We start from the raw sequence: 19,474 nt of genomic DNA, 5'->3' as shown, positions 1-19,474 counted from the left end.
CCTATCAGTTTTTCCTCTTATTCCTCATTTTCTCTTGCTTGCAACTGAACACGCTCTAAGCGTGGATTTGGACGATATTTACGTCCTGCTTTCGCTTCCGGTTTTTCGTTCAATTCTACGTTATCACCTGTGAAGCCAATATTCATTTTTAATAAGCTGCTGCCAACACCATAAATATCAACAGGAACATTTTGTGCTTCAAACTCACGGATACGTTTTTCATCAAATCCGCCGCTCACTACGATATTTACATGCTGGAATCCTTCGTCATCTAATGCTTTGCGAAGTGCAAAGATAAGAGACGGATTCACACCGCGCGGATCAAATGTACCAAGCACTTCCGGATGACGAATGAAGTATTGATCAATCATCGTACGAGATGTATCTACACGTACTCCTTTTAGCTCTGATCCAAATTCACGTGCCACGCGAAGCGCATCTGTAATCACATCGTTATTGTAATCAATTAGTACAACTAACTCATCTTCTGGGAACTTTTTATGATATGCTTTTGCCGCTTCCACAACATCCCCGTTAAACATTTGAATTAAAGCGTGAGGCATTGTTCCCATGCCGCTTCTACCCCACCATTCATTCATCGCATGCGTTGCTTGCGCGCTCATGCCACCGATATAAGCCGCATAACCATCACCAGCTTGTTGCGTATAATGATCATCACGATCACCCATGAAAATAACAGGCTTCTCTTTCTCACCGCTGCGCGCAGCTTGCACAACGTTATACACATTTGTTGCAACAGAAGTACGGCGTCCTAAAATGCCATCTATTACACCTTCTAAATAGCCAAAATACTCATACGGTCCGCGAATCGTTAATACTGTTTCAAACGGATTAACCTGATCCCCATCTTTTAAAGAATAAATTTCAAGCTCTTCAGGATGCTCTGCAAATGTTTGTAATAAAGCAAGTGCTTCATCTGTTCCGCATAATACAGCATGTTCCTTTTGGAAGAACTGCATTGTCACAACGCTTCCTGGTCGAAATTCTTTAATAATATCACGAGTTTTTAAGAAATAAACCGCAGAAAACCATCCTTCACCAACGCGCTCATCAAACTTGAACGTCTTGTTTGTCAGTCGATTTATTTCACCTTGTAATTTTAATTCGATTTCTTTCATGTCGCTATACTCCCTACTTTACTATCCAACGTTTTCTCTTAGTATACAGCAAAACCTTTTCTTATACATGTATATCCTGCATCGCAGCAAATTCATCTTCTGTAATGAGGACGTCTCTTGGTTTTGTTCCGCGTGCTTCTGAAATAATCCCTTGCGCTTCCATGTCTTCAATAAGACGAGCTGCACGGTTATACCCAATGCGGAATCTTCTCTGCACAGAAGACGTGGATGCTCCCCCTTGTTCTACAACAAATTGACATGCCTCAAAGAACAACTCATCTTCAGATTCTTGCTGTTCTGTTTTTGCCAATAGGTCTTCTTGATGGAATAAATAATTTGGCTTCATTTGGCGTTTCGCATGTGCAACAGACTTTTCAATTTCTTCATCTGAAACGTATACCCCTTGCACACGAACCGGTTTTGATGTTCCATTATCTAAAAATAGCATATCACCACGGCCAAGTAATTTCTCAGCTCCGCCAATATCAATAATTGTACGTGAGTCTACTTGCGATGACACTGTAAAAGCAATTCGCGTTGGAATGTTCGATTTAATCAATCCTGTAATAACATCTACAGATGGACGCTGCGTCGCTACTAATAAATGAATTCCGCACGCTCTTGCCTTTTGGGCAATCCGGCAAATCGCTTCTTCCACATCACCCGGTGCAACCATCATTAAATCAGCCAGCTCATCAATAACAATAACGATATACGGCAACGTCTCGCCTGGAATTTCTTGTTCGTTCATAATTGTATTGTAACGCGTTAAATCACGCGCACCTGCATGTGCAAACAATTCATAACGACGTTCCATTTCCTCTACTGCCCACTTTAAAGCTGCCGTCGCCGCTTTTACATCCGTAATAACCGGCGCAACAAGGTGCGGTACAGAATTGTACGGCGCAAGTTCAACCATCTTCGGATCAATGAGCATCAGCTTTACTTCGTGTGGCTTCGCTTTATATAAAATACTTGTTAAAATTGCATTAATACATACGCTTTTTCCTGATCCTGTTGCCCCCGCAATTAAACCGTGCGGCATTTTTCGAATATCCGTCACAATCGGTGTTCCTGAAATATCTAGACCAAGTGCGACTGTAAGCGGTGATTCACTTTTCGTAAACACTGGGCTTCGTAAAATTTCACGAAGAAATACAGCTTTGCTCTCTTTATTCGGCACTTCAATTCCAACTGCATTTTTCCCTGGAATTGGCGCCTCAATTCGAATATCACGAGCAGCTAAATTTAATTTAATATCGTCACTTAAATTCGTAATTTTATTTACTTTCACACCAGGTTCTGGCTGCACTTCAAAACGAGTTACAGCTGGACCTTGCGTCACATTCACCACTTTTGCACCGACATGGAAATTATGGAATGTCGTATTTAACAGCTCTTTTTGTTCCTCTAACCACTCAGCATCATGTCCCGCCGGATGACTTGGGATATTTAAAAGTGCTAATGGTGGAAACTCATACGTTGGCGGTGCCTGTAAAACGTTACGAATATCTTGTTTTGTTTCTACAACAACTCGGTGCGTCATCTCTTCTTGCACTGGTTGTTTCACTGTTGGCGGTTCCATATTTTGTTTTTGCTCAGTCACATTTTGTGAAGGAGCCGGTTGCGGCGGCATTGCTACACGGCGCTTTTCTGCTAACATCTGTTTATCTTGCTTCAACATCACTACATTAAACGGAACGAAACGTTTCTTCTCACGTTTTGGTTCTTGCGTTGCATCTACTTTGGGCTGCCCTGTTTTTACTTTAGTCTGCTCAGCAATTGCATTTTGTTTTTCCCCTGTTTCTTCTATTAATACATTTGCAAAGGTTTGTACAGCTTGCTGTGTTTGTTCATCAGTTTTAACAGGTTCTTCACTTTGTTCATGAACGAAATTTTCAGTTACTATTGCTTCCGCTTCAAGTACTTCTTCTTGTGTATTAGACTCTTTCATTTCTGAAGATAACTCTACTGCTTCCACTTCCTTAGCTTCAAGCGGTTCTTCTGTTATTGAAGCTTCAAGTACTTCCTCTTGTATATTGGACTCTTCCATTTCTGAAGATTCTTCAACTTCTTCTGTTTCTTCTTGTACATCCGATTCTTCCATCTCTGAAGATTCTTCCACTACTTCTGTTTCCTGAGATTCTTCTGCTTCTTCTGTTTCTTCTTGTACATCCAATTCTTCTATCTCTAAAGATAACTCGATTTCTTCTATTTCCTGAGACACTTCTGCTTCTTCTGTTTCTTCTTGTACATTCGATTCTTCCGTCTCTGAAGATAACTCGATTTCTTCTATTTCCTGAGACACTTCAACTTCTTCTGTTTCTTCTTGTACATCCAATTCTTCTATCTCTAAAGATAACTCGATTTCTCCTGTTTCCTTAGATTCTTCAACTTCAAATGTTTCTTCTTGCATAACAGCTTCTTCTATCTCTGAAAATACTTCTACTACTTCTATTTCCTCAGGCGCTTCTGCTTCTTGTGCTTCTTCTTGTACATCCAATTCTTCTGTCTCTGAAGATAACTCTACTACTTCTATTTCCTGAGGCTCTTCAACTTCTTCTGTTTCTTCTTGTACATTCGATTCTTCCGTCTCTGAAGATAACTCTATTTCTCCTGTTTCCTTAGATTCTTCAGCTTCAAATGTTTCTTTTTGTACATTCGATTCTTCCGTCTCTGAAGATAACTCTATTTCTCCTGTTTCCTTAGATTCTTCAGCTTCAAATGTTTCTTCTTGCATAACAGCTTCTTCTATCTCTGAAAATACTTCTACTACTTCTATTTCCTCAGGCGCTTCTGCTTCTTCTTGCATAACAGACTCTTCTATTCTCTCAACTTCTTCTTTCATTTCAAATTCTGACTCTACAGCAATAGGTTCATGTAATTCATTTTCACCTTGAGCCGCAACTGCATCACGATTATGTAGCACCGTTTCATGGAATGTTGCATCATTTTGCACAGATGTAAGTTCTGCTTCATTTTTCTCTAACCATGTATCAACAACAGACTTCTTAACTTCCGCTTCAATTCGTGTAGACTCTACTTGATTTTGTTCTGGTAGAACATCTTGTGATGAATCATAAAACGCATAGCCATTCTTCTCAAACCATACATCAACAACTGCTTTTCCTTCTATTGATATCTCAATATCTTCTCGTTGTTGTTTCTTACTTTCAGTATGTTCTTGTCCCACTACTTCCGGGCGTTTATACCCAAAAATCGGAGAAACTATTTCTGTTGGACGAAACGGTCTTCGGTGACTTTCTTCTACAGAAGTAGGCTTTGCTTCCGTTACCTCTTGAATAATCGGTTCAATCTGTGTCTCTTTTTGTATTTCTTCTACTCGTCTTGATTGGCGTCTTTCTCGAATTGGTATTTCTTGTATAGCACGCTCCTCTATACGAGGCGATTTCATTGTGTTCTCCTCAAATCCTCCGTCAGGAATTAATGGAAAACGAAAATTCCTGCTCGCATGCGGCTTAGACACTTGCAGCTCATCTTCTCGTTTATTAGAGTAGTAGTTTACACGAGGAGTGTGCGAAGTAACCTTTTTCTCTACAGGAGTCTCTATTTCTCTCAATGCTGTCGCTTCATTTTCTTCCTCTTTTTTAAAAAACTTTTTCATCCAATCTAGCATGCTTACCACTCTTTCTACTAAATAGTAACACCCTTTATTGTATCAGCATTCGGCAAAAAGTGCAGATGAAATTAATTTCAAATTATTTACAGAAAAATGAAAAAGATTACAAAATGAAAACGCTTTTATGTGATATTGATCGAAAAAAGTTTATCCCGCATTAACGGGCAGTAAAGGATGGAGAAAAGCTGGGAAGAAAACTGCCCGTAAAAGCCCGATTGGTTCAACTAACCATCAGTGAGAAAAACGTCACTGATGGAAGTTTCACTTTATCCTTTACTTACTCGGTAACTTTCAACACTATCTGCCACACTTTGCAGTAAAGAGCGTAAATAATTTACGTCTGATAGTTTTTGGTCTTCTTCTGGGTTAGACATAAATCCTAATTCTAATAAAACTCCCGGTACTTCCGCCCAATTAAATCCAGACAAATCATCACGAAATTTAATTCCGTTTACTTGTACGTTACTGTTTTCCTTCACTTTATTCACAATGAACTCAGAAGCCGTTAAACTCCCTTGATAAATGTTTTTTGTAAAAGTATTTTCTTTTGACGGCGTTAACACTGCAAAGCCTTTTTGCGCTTCATTTTCCGAACCATCTGCATGAATTCGCAAAAATAAATTCGCATGATGTTCATTGGCGATTGCCGCTCTTTCTTTATTACTCATGTTCACATCATGTGTTGTTCTTGTCATGACCACTTCAATGCCTTTTGCTTCTAACATCTCTTTTAACAGAAAAGAGGCTTCTAAATTCAATTCGTATTCTCTTTTTTTCGTCACAACACCTGTTGTTCCATCTGTTACTTTATATTTTTGTGTCGTTGCACCTGGACCAATCGGCTCTAACTCTAGGTTTGCTTTTCGCTGATGGCCAGGATCAATACACACAATAAATTTTGGTTTCTCTGGTACAGGTGCCAGTGCAGGCTCTTCTTTCACTTGCTGCTCTTTCGTTTCATTGTTTTGTACAGGAGTAGATGAATGCGTTTCATCTACTTCTCTTCCTTCCTGAGGAGATTGTTCAGCTTCTTTCTTAGGTGATGTTTTTACAGTCTCCTTTGTGCACCCTATCATAGAGAATATAGCTATCATGATTACAGAAGCAATCCTTATGTACTTCATACTATCCTCCTTATCTATTGAAACAATCTTTTATTTTCCCCATAATTTCATCTATATGATTCGCAATACAAACACCCATACCACGCACGCTCTGCAGCATATACATTCAAGTTTTGGATATCTACAAAAATAGGATCACCAAGATTCGGCTCATACCCAATCATACTCCAAAGAGAACAGTTCCCCCTATCATCCAGATAAAAGGCGTAAAAAAGAGTACAGTATTTAATATTAATCCAATTTTTGACCATCCATTTTTGTCTGCTTTAAAAGAAATAAATGCTAAAATAATTCCGATTGGACAAAAAAACAAAGGTAAGAAAATAGGGAGTCCTTGAAAGGTATTTGGAATAATTCCATATACAAAATTAATAATAAACAAAGTTAATAATATGGGTATTAAAATAGATATAACCGCTCCTATCTTGTTTACTTTCACCATAACACCGCCTCTTACAAAAAAATTGTAATATATTCATTATTATACATTATTTAGTAATTTACAAAAAAAACTCATCCATAAAAAAAGTCCGTCTACCGGACCACTTCAATACATTTTTATACAAGTTCTCTCCATATGTTTACGTTTAGAATTAAATTCAACCTCCCATACCTCCCATGTTCCTGTATCGTGATTATAATATTCACAGTGTTGTAAAATACGATTGTCCTTCCGATGCTTAACGTATATATATGTTACGTTCTGCTCATCCTTAAATACAACCTTCGCAATGGTTCCTTCAATGCGGTCAGTATTCCGTTTCATGTTATATGTTGATTCTATAGAAAGAATCTCATCTTTTTTATATCCCTTCTTTTCTAAATACAACCTTGTCTCTCTCTCCATTACATATTTACTAATAGGATTACCGTTAAAAGCAACGTAAAACAAAACAGCGATAGCAGCAACGATACTAAGAAGTGATATGACAATTATTTTTTTCATACAACCCCTACCCTCAAAGTGTAATTTTACACTTTATAATATTATACAGAGGATATGTATATTCCTTTTTTAATGAAATTCTTTACGAAGAAAATATATAACCATAAAAAAATAGCCTCATTAACAATGAGGCTATTTTTCATCCCGCTCTAACGGGCCATATACTTAAAATTTAAACTCTTGTCCAACTTCGTAACTTTCTTCAAGTACAAGAATTCCTTTTTCTTGCGGAGCATCTGGAAGCTCTAATTCACGTGCTGAGCAAATCATACCTGAAGATGGAATACCACGAAGCTCTGCTGGTTTAATTAACATACCACTTGGCATTACCGCACCGATTTTCGCAACAACTACTTTTTGGCCTGCGTCAACGTTTGGCGCACCGCATACGATTTGTAATGTTTCTGTCCCAACTTCTACTTTACATACATTTAATTTATCCGCATTTGGATGTTTTTCTTTTTCTGCTACGTAGCCAACAACAAATTTTGGAGAAAGATCCGCTTCTACTTTTTCTGTAAAATCGTTCTTCGCTAAAATTTCATTGATCTTTTCAACAAGCTCTTTTGTTAGTGTAAGATTGCCTGTTTCTGTTACTTCCATATAAGAAGAAGCATTAAAGATGTTGAATCCTGCTGTTACATTGCTTTCACGATCGAAAACGCGCGCTACATCTCCTTTACGTTCAAATGTACGGTTTTCTAATGTAATATCTTGCAGGGCAACAATTAATGTATCCCCAATACCTTCAAGGTTATAAAAAACGTTCACTTTGTTCATCCTTTCTCTTTTTCACTTCGTTCCTTCCGATTTTTCGCCAAAATAAAGATTGGTTCGAAATTACCATCTTCATATACGAATGAAAGTGATGTAATCGGAACATGACCTTCTGCAAAAAACTTCATTGTCATTTGTGCAATAATATCATAACCGATTTTGTTCACGATATCAGCAACAATTAATACATCTTGGTGCGGAACCGCCACAACCATATCACCTGAAATTTGTTTACGCATCTCTCGTAATAACGCATCGTTTAAAATACGACTCGCATCATACCCGTCATTTGTATTTAAGAAATAAAACGTATTTCCAGCGACTTCATCTCGCTTAAAATCAGCATTTAAAGAACGAACGTTGAACAATGCCATTTCACGCACTTGTTCTTCTGTCATTCCAAGTTTTTGCAACAAACGCTGATCAATAAGGCGATATGTTTTATCTGAATCTAATGCATAGTAAATACGCGTTTCTGCTGTATGCTCTGTCATGACAAACGGATTTCCTTCTTCCGCTTCTTTCGGAAAGGACGTCGAACGAATAACAGGCAAAATTTTCGCCGTACTTTTTACTTCTTTATGCATCGCAACGAGCGCTTCTTCTACGTAATATACAACTTCGTCAATTGCCTTCTCTTTCTTTACCTCCCACTTCGCTACGATACCTGGAAGAGAAACAGTAATTCCCTTTTTCGTATCTGTCTGCTCAATGCGAAGTGTCTCCTTTTCACTATCGTACTGAAAATTCCACTCTGCTCTTTCAAGACGCTTCATAAGCTCGTCTTTCATCTTTTTACTCGTCATTTTCATATGATGTACCTCCCTTCCGAAAAAAACAACCTCCACATGTGAAGACAGAGGTTGTTTTTCGCATTCTAATTGGCTGGAAACAGCTTATCCCGCTATTCGCGGGCAGTAAGCATCCCTACCCTCAAGATTCAAAGAGAAACGAGGAAGATGGGGGAATAACTGCCCGTAAAAGCCCGATTGGTTCAACTAACAATTAGCGGGGAACCCCACCCACTGACGGAAATTTCACTTTATTTTAAACCCTTCAATAAACTCTTCAATTTGCTCTTGTGTTTTACGATCTTTGTTTACGTAACGACCAATTTCTTCTCCCTTATTGTAAGCGACAAAGCTTGGAATACCAAATACGTCTAATTTGATACATAGATCGATATATTCATCACGGTCTACATAATAGAAAGAGAACTCGCTATATTTTTCTTCTACTTCCGGCATAAATGGATCGATAAAACGGCAATCTGGGCACCAGTCTGCTGAGAATAAAAAGATCACTTTCTCCTCGTTTTTCAATTCTTGAAATTGCTCCATGCTTTCTAATGATTTCATCTATAATTCCTCCCTAAAAAGAAGTATGTATTTACTAATTTAATCTTACTTTATATATAAATCCATTTTGATTTATCAACATATAAATCGCTGCCATGCAGATCAAAACATGACCTGCAGTCGCTTTCTACCTTTGTTTTAACCCTTGCACGTGGCAGAAAAAGGCCCTAACCGCTTCTATGCATGGCCAGATGCTCTCGCCCATCTAAAAAGAAAGAGGGTTTTTAGGTCGTTTTTTTAATTTGTATTTATATACTACCATACATGAAGTACGGTGCAAGGTTTATGCTTCGTTTCTGTCATACATATATTGTCCAACTAATAGCTTCACAACATGCACAAACAAATCCGTTCGATCTACATAATTGTTTGTAAAAATGCCGATTGCTCCTTCATGGCTGCGAATGTCATGCCGCTTTGTATAGTCTTCCATCACTTCACTTAATTCTTTTCCTTCTTCAAGAGGTTGAATAAACTCATCTGGCAGTTTTATACGTGCTCCGCCTGCGGTAAATAGTTTGCCTTCTTTCGTTGCTAAAGCACCCCAGTTACACATAAACAAGCCGTGTTCTGTATGCATCACACCGCCTTCTAAACCAATTCCAATATCTGCTTTTCCTTCTGCTAATGCTAATTTTGCCCGGTTACTTGCCCCTTGCAGCGTTTCTTCATCAGAAAACGGCTGCGCTGACACATGAGATGGTACAGACAATGAAATCATTTCAGCATCTGGTAACACTTGCTGAACAGCATTTATTTTTGTTTTATTTTTTGATCCGACTGCTACTTTCACTGCTAAACCTCCTACTTAAAAAGAAAAGGCCGCATTTGGCCTTTTCCATATTAAACATTTTGTTTAATTGTTTCAAATGTTGTTTTATCTGTTGCTTTTACTAAATGAATCAACAATTCTTTCGCAGCTGCGTAGTCATCAATATGTAAAATTGACGCATGTGTATGAATGTAACGAGCACATACACCAATAACAGCTGATGGTACACCAGAGTTACTTGTGTGTACACGTCCTGCATCTGTACCACCTTGTGATACGAAGTATTGATACGGAATGTTATGCGTTTCTGCTGTATCTAAAATAAACTCACGAATTCCACGGTGCGTCACCATAGAACGATCATACAAACGAAGCACAGCACCTTTTCCGATTTGACCAAACTGTGTTTTATCTCCTGACGCATCGTTTGCTGGGCCTGCATCTAACGCATAAAAAATATCTGGCTGAATCATATTCGCTGCTGTTTGTGCACCGCGAAGACCGACTTCTTCTTGTACAGTTGCACCGGAATATAGCGTGTTTGGTAATTTTTCATCTTTTAACTCTTTTAACAATTCAATCGCAAGACCGCAGCCATAACGGTTATCCCAAGCTTTCGCCATAATTTTCTTTGGATTTGCCATTGGTGTAAACGGACAAATTGGCACAATTTGTTGACCAGGTTTCACGCCAATTTCATGTGCTTCCTCGGGGCTATCTGCACCGATATCAATTAGCATATTTTTTATATCCATTGGTCTCGCACGTTGTTCGTCACTTAATAAGTGAGGAGGAACAGAACCTACTACACCGATAATTGGTCCATTGTCTGTCATAATTTGTACGCGCTGCGCTAGTAACACTTGGCTCCACCAGCCGCCTAATGTTTGAAAACGAACCATTCCGTTTTTCGTAATTTGCGTTACCATAAAGCCAACTTCATCCATATGACCAGCTACAAGAACGCGCGGTCCATTTTCGTCACCCTTTTTTAAGCCGAAGATACTTCCTAAACGATCTTGCACAATTTCATCTGAGTATTTGCTCAGTTCTTGCTTCATAAAACGACGCACATCATGCTCAAATCCAGAAGCTCCTTGCAGCTCTGTTAACGTACGAAATAGCTCCATTGTCTCTTTATTCATCGCGTTATCCTTCCTTCAATCCAATAATAGAATCACTCTTTTTATTGTAACGAAATTTTCGAAATCTTTCTAGTTTCTTCTTTTTTCATGTAAATTGATTTATAATTATGAAGATGAACTTTTTATAGAATAGAGGTGAGTATATGAATTGGAAAAGCTTACTAGCTGGTGTTGGTATAGGATTTGCGGCTGGATATGTTGTTGCAAATAAAGTACAAGAACAAGCACACATTTCTTCTGAAAAAGCATTAAAAATGGTGAAACAAGCATTAAGTCATAAAGGTGAAATTACAGGTTCTTGGGTCCATATGGTCCCTGAGACGTTTGAAAAATATGATGTTACTTATGATGTATACCGCGGTGGTATTACAACGTTATTACACGATGTACAAGAACGATTTGAATTTTTAGTAGATGCAAAAACAGGTACAATTTTAGAAGTAAAAGTTGCTTAATCAAAAGGGTGCAGATTCATTTCTGCACCCTTTTAATTATCACATCAATATATCGGCGAGCCGATAATATATGACTTAAATTTACTGTTATATTCTTTCAATAATTGTTGCCGTTGACATCCCGTGTCCAATACAAATCGTAAGCAACCCGTATCTTCCATTTCTTCTTTCCAGTTCATGAAGAAGAGAAGTCATCAACTTTACACCTGTTGCTCCAAGCGGATGCCCTAATGCAATAGCACCGCCATTGACATTTACCTTATGTAAATCTGCTTCCATTTCTTTTTGCCATGCAAGAACAACGGAAGCGAATGCTTCATTAATTTCTACTAAGTCCATATCATGAATCGTTAAATTTGATTTTTGCAGTACTTTTTTCGTTGCTGGAATAACTCCAGTAAGTCCCATTGTAGGATCTGAGCCAACAACAACTTGATTCACAATTCGCGCCCGTGCTTTATATCCTAGCTCTTTCGCTTTTTCACTGTCCATTAAAAGAATCGCTGCTGCTCCGTCACTAATTTGACTTGCATTTCCTGCTGTAACCGATCCGTTCTCCTTGAACACAGCCTTTAAATTTGCTAGTGCTTCAAGAGAAGTATTCGCCCGCGGCCCTTCATCATTTGTAACTAGTATTGCATTTCCTTCCTTATCTATTCCATTTACAGGTACAATTTCTCGTTTAAAATGACCTGCTTCTATCGCATGTAGTGCGCGTTGATGACTTTCAAGGGCATAGCTATCTAGTTGCTCTCTTGTAATTCCATATTTTTCGGCAATCATTTCTGCTGATACACCTTGATGTACAATTTCATATTTTGCATGAAGACTACTCGGAATTGTATTTGCATTGCCATCGCTTAAAATTGGCACTTTCGTCATATGCTCAACACCAGCAGCAATGGTAATATCCATATCACCAGATTTAATTTCTTGCGCCGCAAAATGGATCGCTTGTTGTCCCGAACCGCAAAGACGGTTAATCGTTACGGCAGGAACTGTAATCGGAAAATTTGCTTCTAGCGCGGCAAGTCTACCAATATTAAAGCCTTGCTCCGCAATCGGCGTCACACATCCCATTACAATATCTTCTACGATTCCTTTTTCGATATTTGCACGTTTTGTTACTTCATTCAGTGCAACTGCTCCAAGTTGTACTGGATGAAGTTCACGAAAAGCACCGTTTCTTTTTCCAACTGGAGTCCGTACCGCTTCAACAATAACGACTTCTCGATTCATATTTTCTCTCCCACTTTCCCTTTTTGATAATCATAGAACCCTTTTCCCGTTTTCCGGCCAAGATGTCCTGCCTCTACAAGTTTTACAAGTGTTTGCGGAGCGCGGAATCTATCACCAAACGCTTCGCTTAAGCCTTGACTTGCAAATAGCATCGTATCTAATCCAACATAATCCGCTAACTCAAACGGACCCATTGGATAATTCAAGCCGAGTTTAATTGCTTTATCAATTTCCTCTTTACTTCCTACTCCTTCTTCATACATGCGCATACACTCTAACAAATGCACTGCAATTGCTCTTGAAGTGACAAATCCTTGCACATCTTTCACAACAACTGTTTCTTTTCCAATCTCTTCTGCTAATTCTTTCACTGCTTGTATTGTATGTTCCTCTGTATCAACCCCTTTCACAATTTCAATGAGTTTCATAACAGGCGCTGGATTAAACCAATGCATCCCTACTACTTTCTCTGGATGATTTGTCGCACTTGCAATCGCCGTTACACTTAATTCAGATGTATTTGTTGCAAGAATAGTAGCCTGAGAAGCATAGCTATCTAGCTGTTTAAAAATCTCTTTTTTCAACTGCAAATTTTCAGGTGCAGCTTCAATAACAAGTTCTACATCTTTACATGCTTCCTCTAACGTAATCGTAGAAACAATATTAGCAAGAACCTGCTCTTTCTCTTCTTCGTTCATACGCCCAGCTTTCACAAAGCGATCCAAACTTGCGGTAATCCCCTTATATGCCTTTTGTAAACTTTCTTCCGATACATCATACATTTTCACACACTTTCCGCCCATCGCTAACGCTTGCACAATACCGCTTCCCATAATTCCTGCACCGATTACTGCAATATTTTGAATCATCGTTTCTCCTCCCATTCCTCTTTCATTACAATCCCATACTTTTCGCGATAATACTTTTCATAATTTCGTTTGTTCCGGCATAGATCGCACTTACTGGAATATCACGGTACCGCCTTGCAATCTCGTATTCTTCCATATATCCATACCCGCCGTGCAGTTGCATGCACTCTGCCGCTACTTTCTTCGCAAGGTCTGTTACCCACCACTTTGCCATCGATACTTTGGTAACGATGTTTTCCCCATGCATATGTGCCCTAATACATTCATCAATAAATGTGCGGCCAATTTCAATTTCTGTATACATTTCTGCGAGTCTGAATTGAACAGTTTGAAAATCACTTATACTCTTTCCGAATGCTTTTCGCCCTTTTACATATTCCTTTGTTAAACGCAGCATCACTTCTGCTGCAGTTATGGCAGCAATCGCGACAACGAGGCGCTCTTGCTGCAATTTGTCCATTAAATAATAAAAACCTTTTCCTTCTTCTCCTAACAAATTAGAGGCAGGAACTTTCACATCTTCAAAAATAAGTTCTGCTGTATCTTGGCTATGTAATCCAACCTTTTCTAATTTTTTCCCTCTTTTAAATCCTTCCATTCCTCTCTCTAAAACAAGCAAACTCATTCCTTTATGAGCTGGCTTTACAGTAGAATCCGTCTTACAAACAACAACGACTAAATCTGCATGAATGCCATTTGTAATGAATGTTTTTTCTCCGTTTACAACATAATGAGCTCCTTCCTTTCGTGCTGTTGTGCGAATACCAGCTAAATCAGAACCTGCTCCCGGCTCTGTCATCGCAATTGCAGTAATGTATTCACCGCTCACACATTTTGGAAGCCAACGTTTCTTTTGCTCTTCTGTTCCATATGCCGTTAAATAAGGAACGACAATATCATTATGGAGACTAATTCCTACTAAACTAGAACCAACCTTTTCTAACTCTTCATTTATCACAGCTGAATATCCAAAATCTGCTCCAGCTCCGCCGTATTTCTCCTCTACCATCGGACAAAGAAAGCCATTTTGGCCCATCTTTTTCCATAAGGAACGCGGAATAATACCGTCTTTCTCCCATTGGTTATAGTGCGGATACGCTTCCTTTTCTAAAAATTTACGGAAGGCATCACGGAAAATGTGATGCTCCTCCTCCAAATATGCATGCTTCATCATATTCTCCCCTTATTTATTTACCTCTGCCCCTTCACTACGTATAATAAACTTTTGAATTTTCCCGCTCGCATTTCTCGGCAACTGCTCCGTAAATACATACTTGCGCGGGCGTTTATAATCAGCGAGTTTATCGCTCTGTTTACAATATTCATCTAATATTTCTTCTGTAAGAGACCCGTCCTTCGAAACAACATACGCAACAACCCGCTGTCCCCACAATTCATCCTTCTCTCCCAGCACCGCAACGTCTAAAACACCGTCATGCGTATACAAAAATCCTCTACTTCACGCGGATAAATATTCTCACCGCCGCTCACGACCATATCATCAACGCGGTCTGCAACGTATAAATACCCATCGCTATCTACATACCCTAAATCGCCTGAATGATACCACCCTTTATATAAAGCCTTTTCTGTCGCTTCTTTATTGTTGTAATACCCTGCCATTACACACGAACCTCTTATAATAATTTCTCCAATTTCATATGGCGGTAACTTATCATCAGGTTCAGACGGTCCATCATCGTTCGGACGGACAATGCGAATTTCATGATTATACCCAGCCTTTCCTGCCGAACCAACTTTTGAAAGCTGCTCATGCTCACGTAAAAACGTAACGGCTGGTCCCATCTCTGTCATTCCGTAAGCTTGTACTAATGAAACCTTCAATTTTGCATCGCAAGCTTTCACAAGTGCAGGTGCCATCGACGCCGCTCCATATAAACCGTATTGAAGTGAGGATAAATCATACTGTGACAAATCTTCTTGCAGTATCATATTCCACATTGTCGGTGCCGCAAACATAACAGTCACCTTTTCACTTTGAATTGTCTCCAAAACAAGCTTTGCATCAAAATGATGAAGAATGATATTTGTTGCACCGCTATGTACTCTCGGAATAAAGCAGCAATGCAGCTCCGCGCAATGAAACATCGGCGCTGTTACAAGGCCGCGGCTATTTTCCGTGTAATGTAAATAGGCAACGCCCATCAAACTTTGATCAATAATCTCTCGGTGACGATGAAGCACACCTTTTGGATAACCCGTTGTTCCGCTTGTATACATAATGGAACAAATATCATCTTCTTTTACTTCTATTTTTTCAAAATGTGGCGTGGCACTAGATATTTTTTCTTCATAAGAAATAGAAAACGTTGGCTGATCTTGATCAATGTACCAAAACTGAATGTGAGGAAATTGTGTATGAATGCTTTGTACTTGGGAGGATAATTGCTGTTCAAAAAGTACGATTTTAGGAGAAGCGTCTTCTAATATATAAGCAAGTTCTTGCGGCTTTAACCGAAAATTAATTGGATTGAATACAGCCCCAATTTTTGCACAGGCAAAACATGTCGTTGCCAGCGCACTACTATTAAAAAGAAATGTCGAAACGCGGTCACCCTTTCGTATCCCGCTTTGTTGAAGTGCATGGGCAAGTTTGTTTACCTGCTCGTTCCACTCTACATACGTCCAGCGAACCTGTTTTTCCGGCTCAACAATTGCTTCCTTATTCGGATAACTTCCAACCGTTAATTCCAGCAGCTTCCCAATCGTCATATACACGATACATTTCCCTCCTTATCCATTAAAACGCTTTCATTTTTTTCGTTATCTTCTTTTAAAAAATGGACTAGCTTGGGGCTATTATAACAATTTTCAGAATGCTTTAGAGACGAACATTTCGACAAATAGTTACAATAAAACGTTAGACAGCTACTTCTTAAGAAAAAGGAGAGCATTCTTTGCTCTCCTTTTTCTACACCTATTCGTATTATTGAATAATCCGTACTATTGGTTTAAACGAACAAATTTATCTTCCGCTAATCTTCGTTCTTTTTTCGGAGAATAACTAATCCCTAGAAACACTAGCAAAATTCCAAGAAGTTGATAGACATCAGGACGGTAATTCAAAATAGTAACATCCAGTAAGATTGCAACAATTGGATCAACAAAAACTAAAATAGCAATTGTTTGAGCCTTTAATTCTCGCAAACTACTAAAAAACAAATAAAACACGAATCCCGTATGAATAAACCCTGTAACAAGGATATAAAACCAATTTTCAGCGGTAAGATGCGTAAACTTTGACCAATCTACGAATGGAATCAATAATAAAACACCCAAGCTCGTTTGAATAACGGTCGTTAACAACGGACTAAGTGTTTGAATTCCCTTTCCCGTAATTGAAGTAAGGGCATAAAAGAGTGCTGCTGCAAACGCCCATAAAACGCCCGTAGATAAAAATCCAGCAACGGTTGTATGTTGATGAATCCCTCCGACTAACAGTGTTCCTGCAAAACAAATAAAGAAGAATATCAATCCTGTTCCTGTTATTTTTTCTTTAAAGATAAAAGAACCTAATAAAAGCACAATAACAGGCGCTAAGTGATAAATGGATATTGCCACAGTAATGGGCATTACTTCAATAGAGCGAAAGAAAAAGACCCAGTTTATGATAAGAAACACACCACATAGTAAAGCAAGTAAGTACTCCCGGCGCGGAATAAAACTTTTATGCTGCTGTTTTGTTGTTAATGTGTGAAACCCCCATATTGCTCCTAAAAGAACACTTGCACAGAGGCAACGTACAAAAACCAATTCAATCGATGGGAGGCCTGTTTTTATCGAAAATAAACCGATTGAACCAAAGATAGCCATAGAGGCGGCAAATTTTAGTTTTGCATACATCTAATTCCCTCCAAAGTCGTTATAATTATAACGACTCTTGTTTTATGATAAAAAACAGCCCTATACTAAGCTGTTTTTTCCTGTCATGACATGAATTAAATCTTCTCGTTTCTTCCATAGCTCATCAAGCTTTTCAGGACCGAACGCAGTTGTAATTTCTTCTACCATAATGTCGTGTCGAATATATTCGGTAGCGATAAGAACGAGAGCAGGGTCAGTTGACTTTACAGCCCATTCTGAACCTCTGTCGCTAAACTTAGCAATTAATGCTTCTTCTTCATCCCGAATGAGAATGGTCAAATACCCGCCCATACGTTTACTCACAATCTCTGGTGCCATATAGTTGTGATGATACGTGTGTCCTAGCGTCTTATCTTCAGCCCCAAATAAAACTGTAAAAATAGGGATCGATCCTTCTTTCTCTCGAACAGCTTTTTCAATGTCTTTCACAATAGGAGACCAAATGGATAACCAAAGTTCTTTGTTTGCATCTCGAATCATCGAAAGCATTTCTTGAACAATATGTTCATATTGAACAATTCTCGTGACAACATCTATCTTTTGATCACTTTCTAACGTGGTAAGAGACGATTCTAGTACTTCTAATGATGTATTGATCTCTTCTTTCAACCTAGCAAGCAATTGCTTCGGCTCAACTGGTTTATAGACAATTGGATCAGAGGGAACGGTTTGAATTGCCCCTTTATCGAGTAATTTTCCTAATACCTCATAAATCATTGAGCGCGGGACGCCAGAACGCTTACTTAATTCATAGCCAGTGATGGCTGGTGATTTCAATAAACCTATATAGGCCTTACACTCGTATTTTGAAAATCCATGTTTTTGCAATTCGGTAATTGCTTTCTCTTCCATAAATCCTCCTAATAGTAGTTATTGTATTAACTACTATAAAACATTCACAATTAAATGTCTATATTTTCAGAATTATCATTAAAAATACAAAAGTACCGGTTAATAAAGACCGATACTTTTCGTTTACTCATATGGGTTATCTTTTCATTCGCTTCATGTTTGCTTATTCAAATTTTACTCCATTACACTTCGCTCGGTACTTCTACTTCTTCACGTTCTAATTTTTCTACCATGCGCCCCTCTTCGTCCCATTTCACCGCACGGTAATATGCATCGTGATAGAAAGTAAACCACGCTTTCTGCTCTGCGCCATATTTCATCCATTTTTGTTTATTCTCAATTGACGTCATTGGATAATCATCATACGCCATGACCCACAATACATTTTGATGCGCATGCGTTGGCAGTAAGTCTGCTAAATGAAGCAATGTTTCATTTTGGCTTTGCGCAATGACAACCGCATGTCCATCGCTATGTCCGCCTGTATGAACCATTCGAATTTCATCTGTAACGTTTACTTCTTCCGTAAACAGCTGTACTTGATGTACAATTGGCTCCCAATTTTCTTTCCAATATGTATTGCGTGAGCGGATATTCGGATTTCTCATTTCGTCCCATTCTGTTTGTGATACATATATTTTTGCATTTGGAAACGTCGGGACAAGCTTTTCACCTTTCCATTTTGTTAAACCAGATGCATGATCAAAATGAAGATGCGTCATAAGAATATACTGAATATCTTCCGCTTTCAAACCAAGTTGAGCGAGCGATTGTTCAACAGATGACTCTTCAGTCACCCCTTGATTTCGCTTCATTTTCTCATTCATTTTATTGTTGCCTATCCCGGAATCTATGAGCATATTTCCATCTTTCGTTTGCAGCAGCAATGGATCTGTTCGTAAATTAATTTGATTTTTATCGTTATGGCTATATTTTCGTGACCAAAGGGCTTTCGGCACAACACCAAACATCGCCCCACCGTCTAAATGCGTATTTCCTCCCCGCAACCATGTCACTTGTATATCTCCAATTTGTAAATGTTCCATTTTTTGTATACCCCCTTTTTTCTTTTATGTTATCATATAATTCAGAAAAATAACGACTTTGCCAAAACAGAAAGGGGTAATTTTGTAAAAAAGGTTAATTATTTACAATAAAATTTATTCAAAAACTTGTACCGTTTTAACCAACAAAAAAGTCTTTGACTATCCTGTATTAGTTCTTGTGCTATTTTTTCTTTATCCCGTCCTTCACTAACAAGCTGTTATGTGCA

The 19,474-nt window shown here is 38.6% G+C and carries 17 protein-coding genes and 1 pseudogene; 1 reads left to right on the top strand and 17 read right to left on the bottom strand.

Annotation, left to right across the window (positions count from 1 at the left end; translation table 11 throughout):
* Nucleotides 1-17 precede the first annotated feature (17 nt).
* The 10 genes from ACEWFJ_RS05390 to ACEWFJ_RS05345 form a co-directional block, all read right to left on the bottom strand.
* On the bottom strand, nucleotides 18-1,139 hold the full coding sequence (locus ACEWFJ_RS05390; RefSeq protein WP_098311068.1) for a nicotinate phosphoribosyltransferase: 1,122 nt from the start codon (nucleotides 1,137-1,139) through the stop codon (nucleotides 18-20).
* A 61-nt stretch (nucleotides 1,140-1,200) separates the two neighbouring features.
* A complete protein-coding gene (locus ACEWFJ_RS05385; protein WP_473690894.1) occupies nucleotides 1,201-4,776 on the bottom strand; it encodes a DNA translocase FtsK in 3,576 nt (1,191 codons plus the stop codon).
* Nucleotides 4,777-5,045: 269 nt separating this feature from the next.
* The gene (locus ACEWFJ_RS05380; RefSeq protein WP_473690892.1) at nucleotides 5,046-5,903 is read right to left on the bottom strand and encodes an N-acetylmuramoyl-L-alanine amidase family protein; all 858 of its coding nucleotides are present in this window, start codon (nucleotides 5,901-5,903) and stop codon (nucleotides 5,046-5,048) included.
* Between the two features lie 160 nt (nucleotides 5,904-6,063).
* On the bottom strand, nucleotides 6,064-6,345 hold the full coding sequence (locus tag ACEWFJ_RS05375; protein WP_473690890.1) for a hypothetical protein: 282 nt from the start codon (nucleotides 6,343-6,345) through the stop codon (nucleotides 6,064-6,066).
* A gap of 105 nt (nucleotides 6,346-6,450) precedes the next feature.
* A complete protein-coding gene (locus ACEWFJ_RS05370; RefSeq protein ID WP_473690888.1) occupies nucleotides 6,451-6,849 on the bottom strand; it encodes a DUF3139 domain-containing protein in 399 nt (132 codons plus the stop codon).
* A 165-nt stretch (nucleotides 6,850-7,014) separates the two neighbouring features.
* Nucleotides 7,015-7,629 carry a YtpR family tRNA-binding protein gene (gene ytpR, locus ACEWFJ_RS05365; RefSeq protein ID WP_098306800.1) on the bottom strand — a complete coding sequence of 205 codons (615 nt, stop codon included), beginning with the start codon at nucleotides 7,627-7,629 and terminating at the stop codon, nucleotides 7,015-7,017.
* Complete coding sequence (locus ACEWFJ_RS05360; RefSeq protein ID WP_473690886.1) at nucleotides 7,626-8,438, bottom strand: DUF1444 domain-containing protein; 813 nt, start codon at nucleotides 8,436-8,438, stop codon at nucleotides 7,626-7,628. The genes ytpR and ACEWFJ_RS05360 overlap by 4 nt, the downstream gene beginning before the upstream one ends.
* A gap of 225 nt (nucleotides 8,439-8,663) precedes the next feature.
* Complete coding sequence (locus tag ACEWFJ_RS05355) at nucleotides 8,664-8,984, bottom strand: thioredoxin family protein (protein ID WP_473690884.1); 321 nt, start codon at nucleotides 8,982-8,984, stop codon at nucleotides 8,664-8,666.
* A 283-nt stretch (nucleotides 8,985-9,267) separates the two neighbouring features.
* Nucleotides 9,268-9,777, bottom strand: coding sequence for a DUF84 family protein (locus tag ACEWFJ_RS05350; protein WP_473690882.1), 510 nt, complete (start codon nucleotides 9,775-9,777; stop codon nucleotides 9,268-9,270).
* A gap of 50 nt (nucleotides 9,778-9,827) precedes the next feature.
* Nucleotides 9,828-10,901 carry a M42 family metallopeptidase gene (locus ACEWFJ_RS05345; protein ID WP_098306794.1) on the bottom strand — a complete coding sequence of 358 codons (1,074 nt, stop codon included), beginning with the start codon at nucleotides 10,899-10,901 and terminating at the stop codon, nucleotides 9,828-9,830.
* A gap of 143 nt (nucleotides 10,902-11,044) precedes the next feature.
* Between ACEWFJ_RS05345 and ACEWFJ_RS05340 the strand changes: the two genes are divergently transcribed.
* Nucleotides 11,045-11,356, top strand: a complete 312-nt coding sequence (locus ACEWFJ_RS05340) for a PepSY domain-containing protein (protein ID WP_098306792.1) — start codon at nucleotides 11,045-11,047, stop codon at nucleotides 11,354-11,356.
* Nucleotides 11,357-11,443: 87 nt separating this feature from the next.
* Here the strand turns inward: ACEWFJ_RS05340 and ACEWFJ_RS05335 are convergent, their stop codons facing one another.
* From ACEWFJ_RS05335 to ACEWFJ_RS05305, 7 genes and pseudogenes are all read right to left on the bottom strand, one after another.
* On the bottom strand, nucleotides 11,444-12,595 hold the full coding sequence (locus tag ACEWFJ_RS05335) for a thiolase family protein (RefSeq protein ID WP_473690879.1): 1,152 nt from the start codon (nucleotides 12,593-12,595) through the stop codon (nucleotides 11,444-11,446).
* On the bottom strand, nucleotides 12,592-13,464 hold the full coding sequence (locus ACEWFJ_RS05330; RefSeq protein ID WP_473690877.1) for a 3-hydroxyacyl-CoA dehydrogenase family protein: 873 nt from the start codon (nucleotides 13,462-13,464) through the stop codon (nucleotides 12,592-12,594). The genes ACEWFJ_RS05335 and ACEWFJ_RS05330 overlap by 4 nt, the downstream gene beginning before the upstream one ends.
* A 25-nt stretch (nucleotides 13,465-13,489) precedes the next feature.
* Nucleotides 13,490-14,635: an acyl-CoA dehydrogenase family protein gene (locus tag ACEWFJ_RS05325; protein WP_473690875.1), complete on the bottom strand. Its 1,146-nt coding sequence runs from the start codon at nucleotides 14,633-14,635 to the stop codon at nucleotides 13,490-13,492.
* Nucleotides 14,636-14,647: 12 nt separating this feature from the next.
* Nucleotides 14,648-16,203, bottom strand: a pseudogene (locus ACEWFJ_RS05320) (fatty acid--CoA ligase).
* A 225-nt stretch (nucleotides 16,204-16,428) separates the two neighbouring features.
* The gene (locus ACEWFJ_RS05315) at nucleotides 16,429-17,328 is read right to left on the bottom strand and encodes a DMT family transporter (protein WP_473690873.1); all 900 of its coding nucleotides are present in this window, start codon (nucleotides 17,326-17,328) and stop codon (nucleotides 16,429-16,431) included.
* A 60-nt stretch (nucleotides 17,329-17,388) separates the two neighbouring features.
* Nucleotides 17,389-18,201, bottom strand: coding sequence for a TrmB family transcriptional regulator (locus ACEWFJ_RS05310; protein WP_473690871.1), 813 nt, complete (start codon nucleotides 18,199-18,201; stop codon nucleotides 17,389-17,391).
* A 182-nt stretch (nucleotides 18,202-18,383) separates the two neighbouring features.
* Nucleotides 18,384-19,247 carry a YtnP family quorum-quenching lactonase gene (locus ACEWFJ_RS05305; protein WP_473690869.1) on the bottom strand — a complete coding sequence of 288 codons (864 nt, stop codon included), beginning with the start codon at nucleotides 19,245-19,247 and terminating at the stop codon, nucleotides 18,384-18,386.
* Nucleotides 19,248-19,474: the final 227 nt, after the last annotated feature.

It is taken from the genome of Bacillus sp. EA-CB0995, assembly GCF_055814245.1.
The sequence above is the reverse complement of the archived record's forward strand: the minus strand, read 5'-3'. Positions and strand labels throughout refer to the sequence as shown.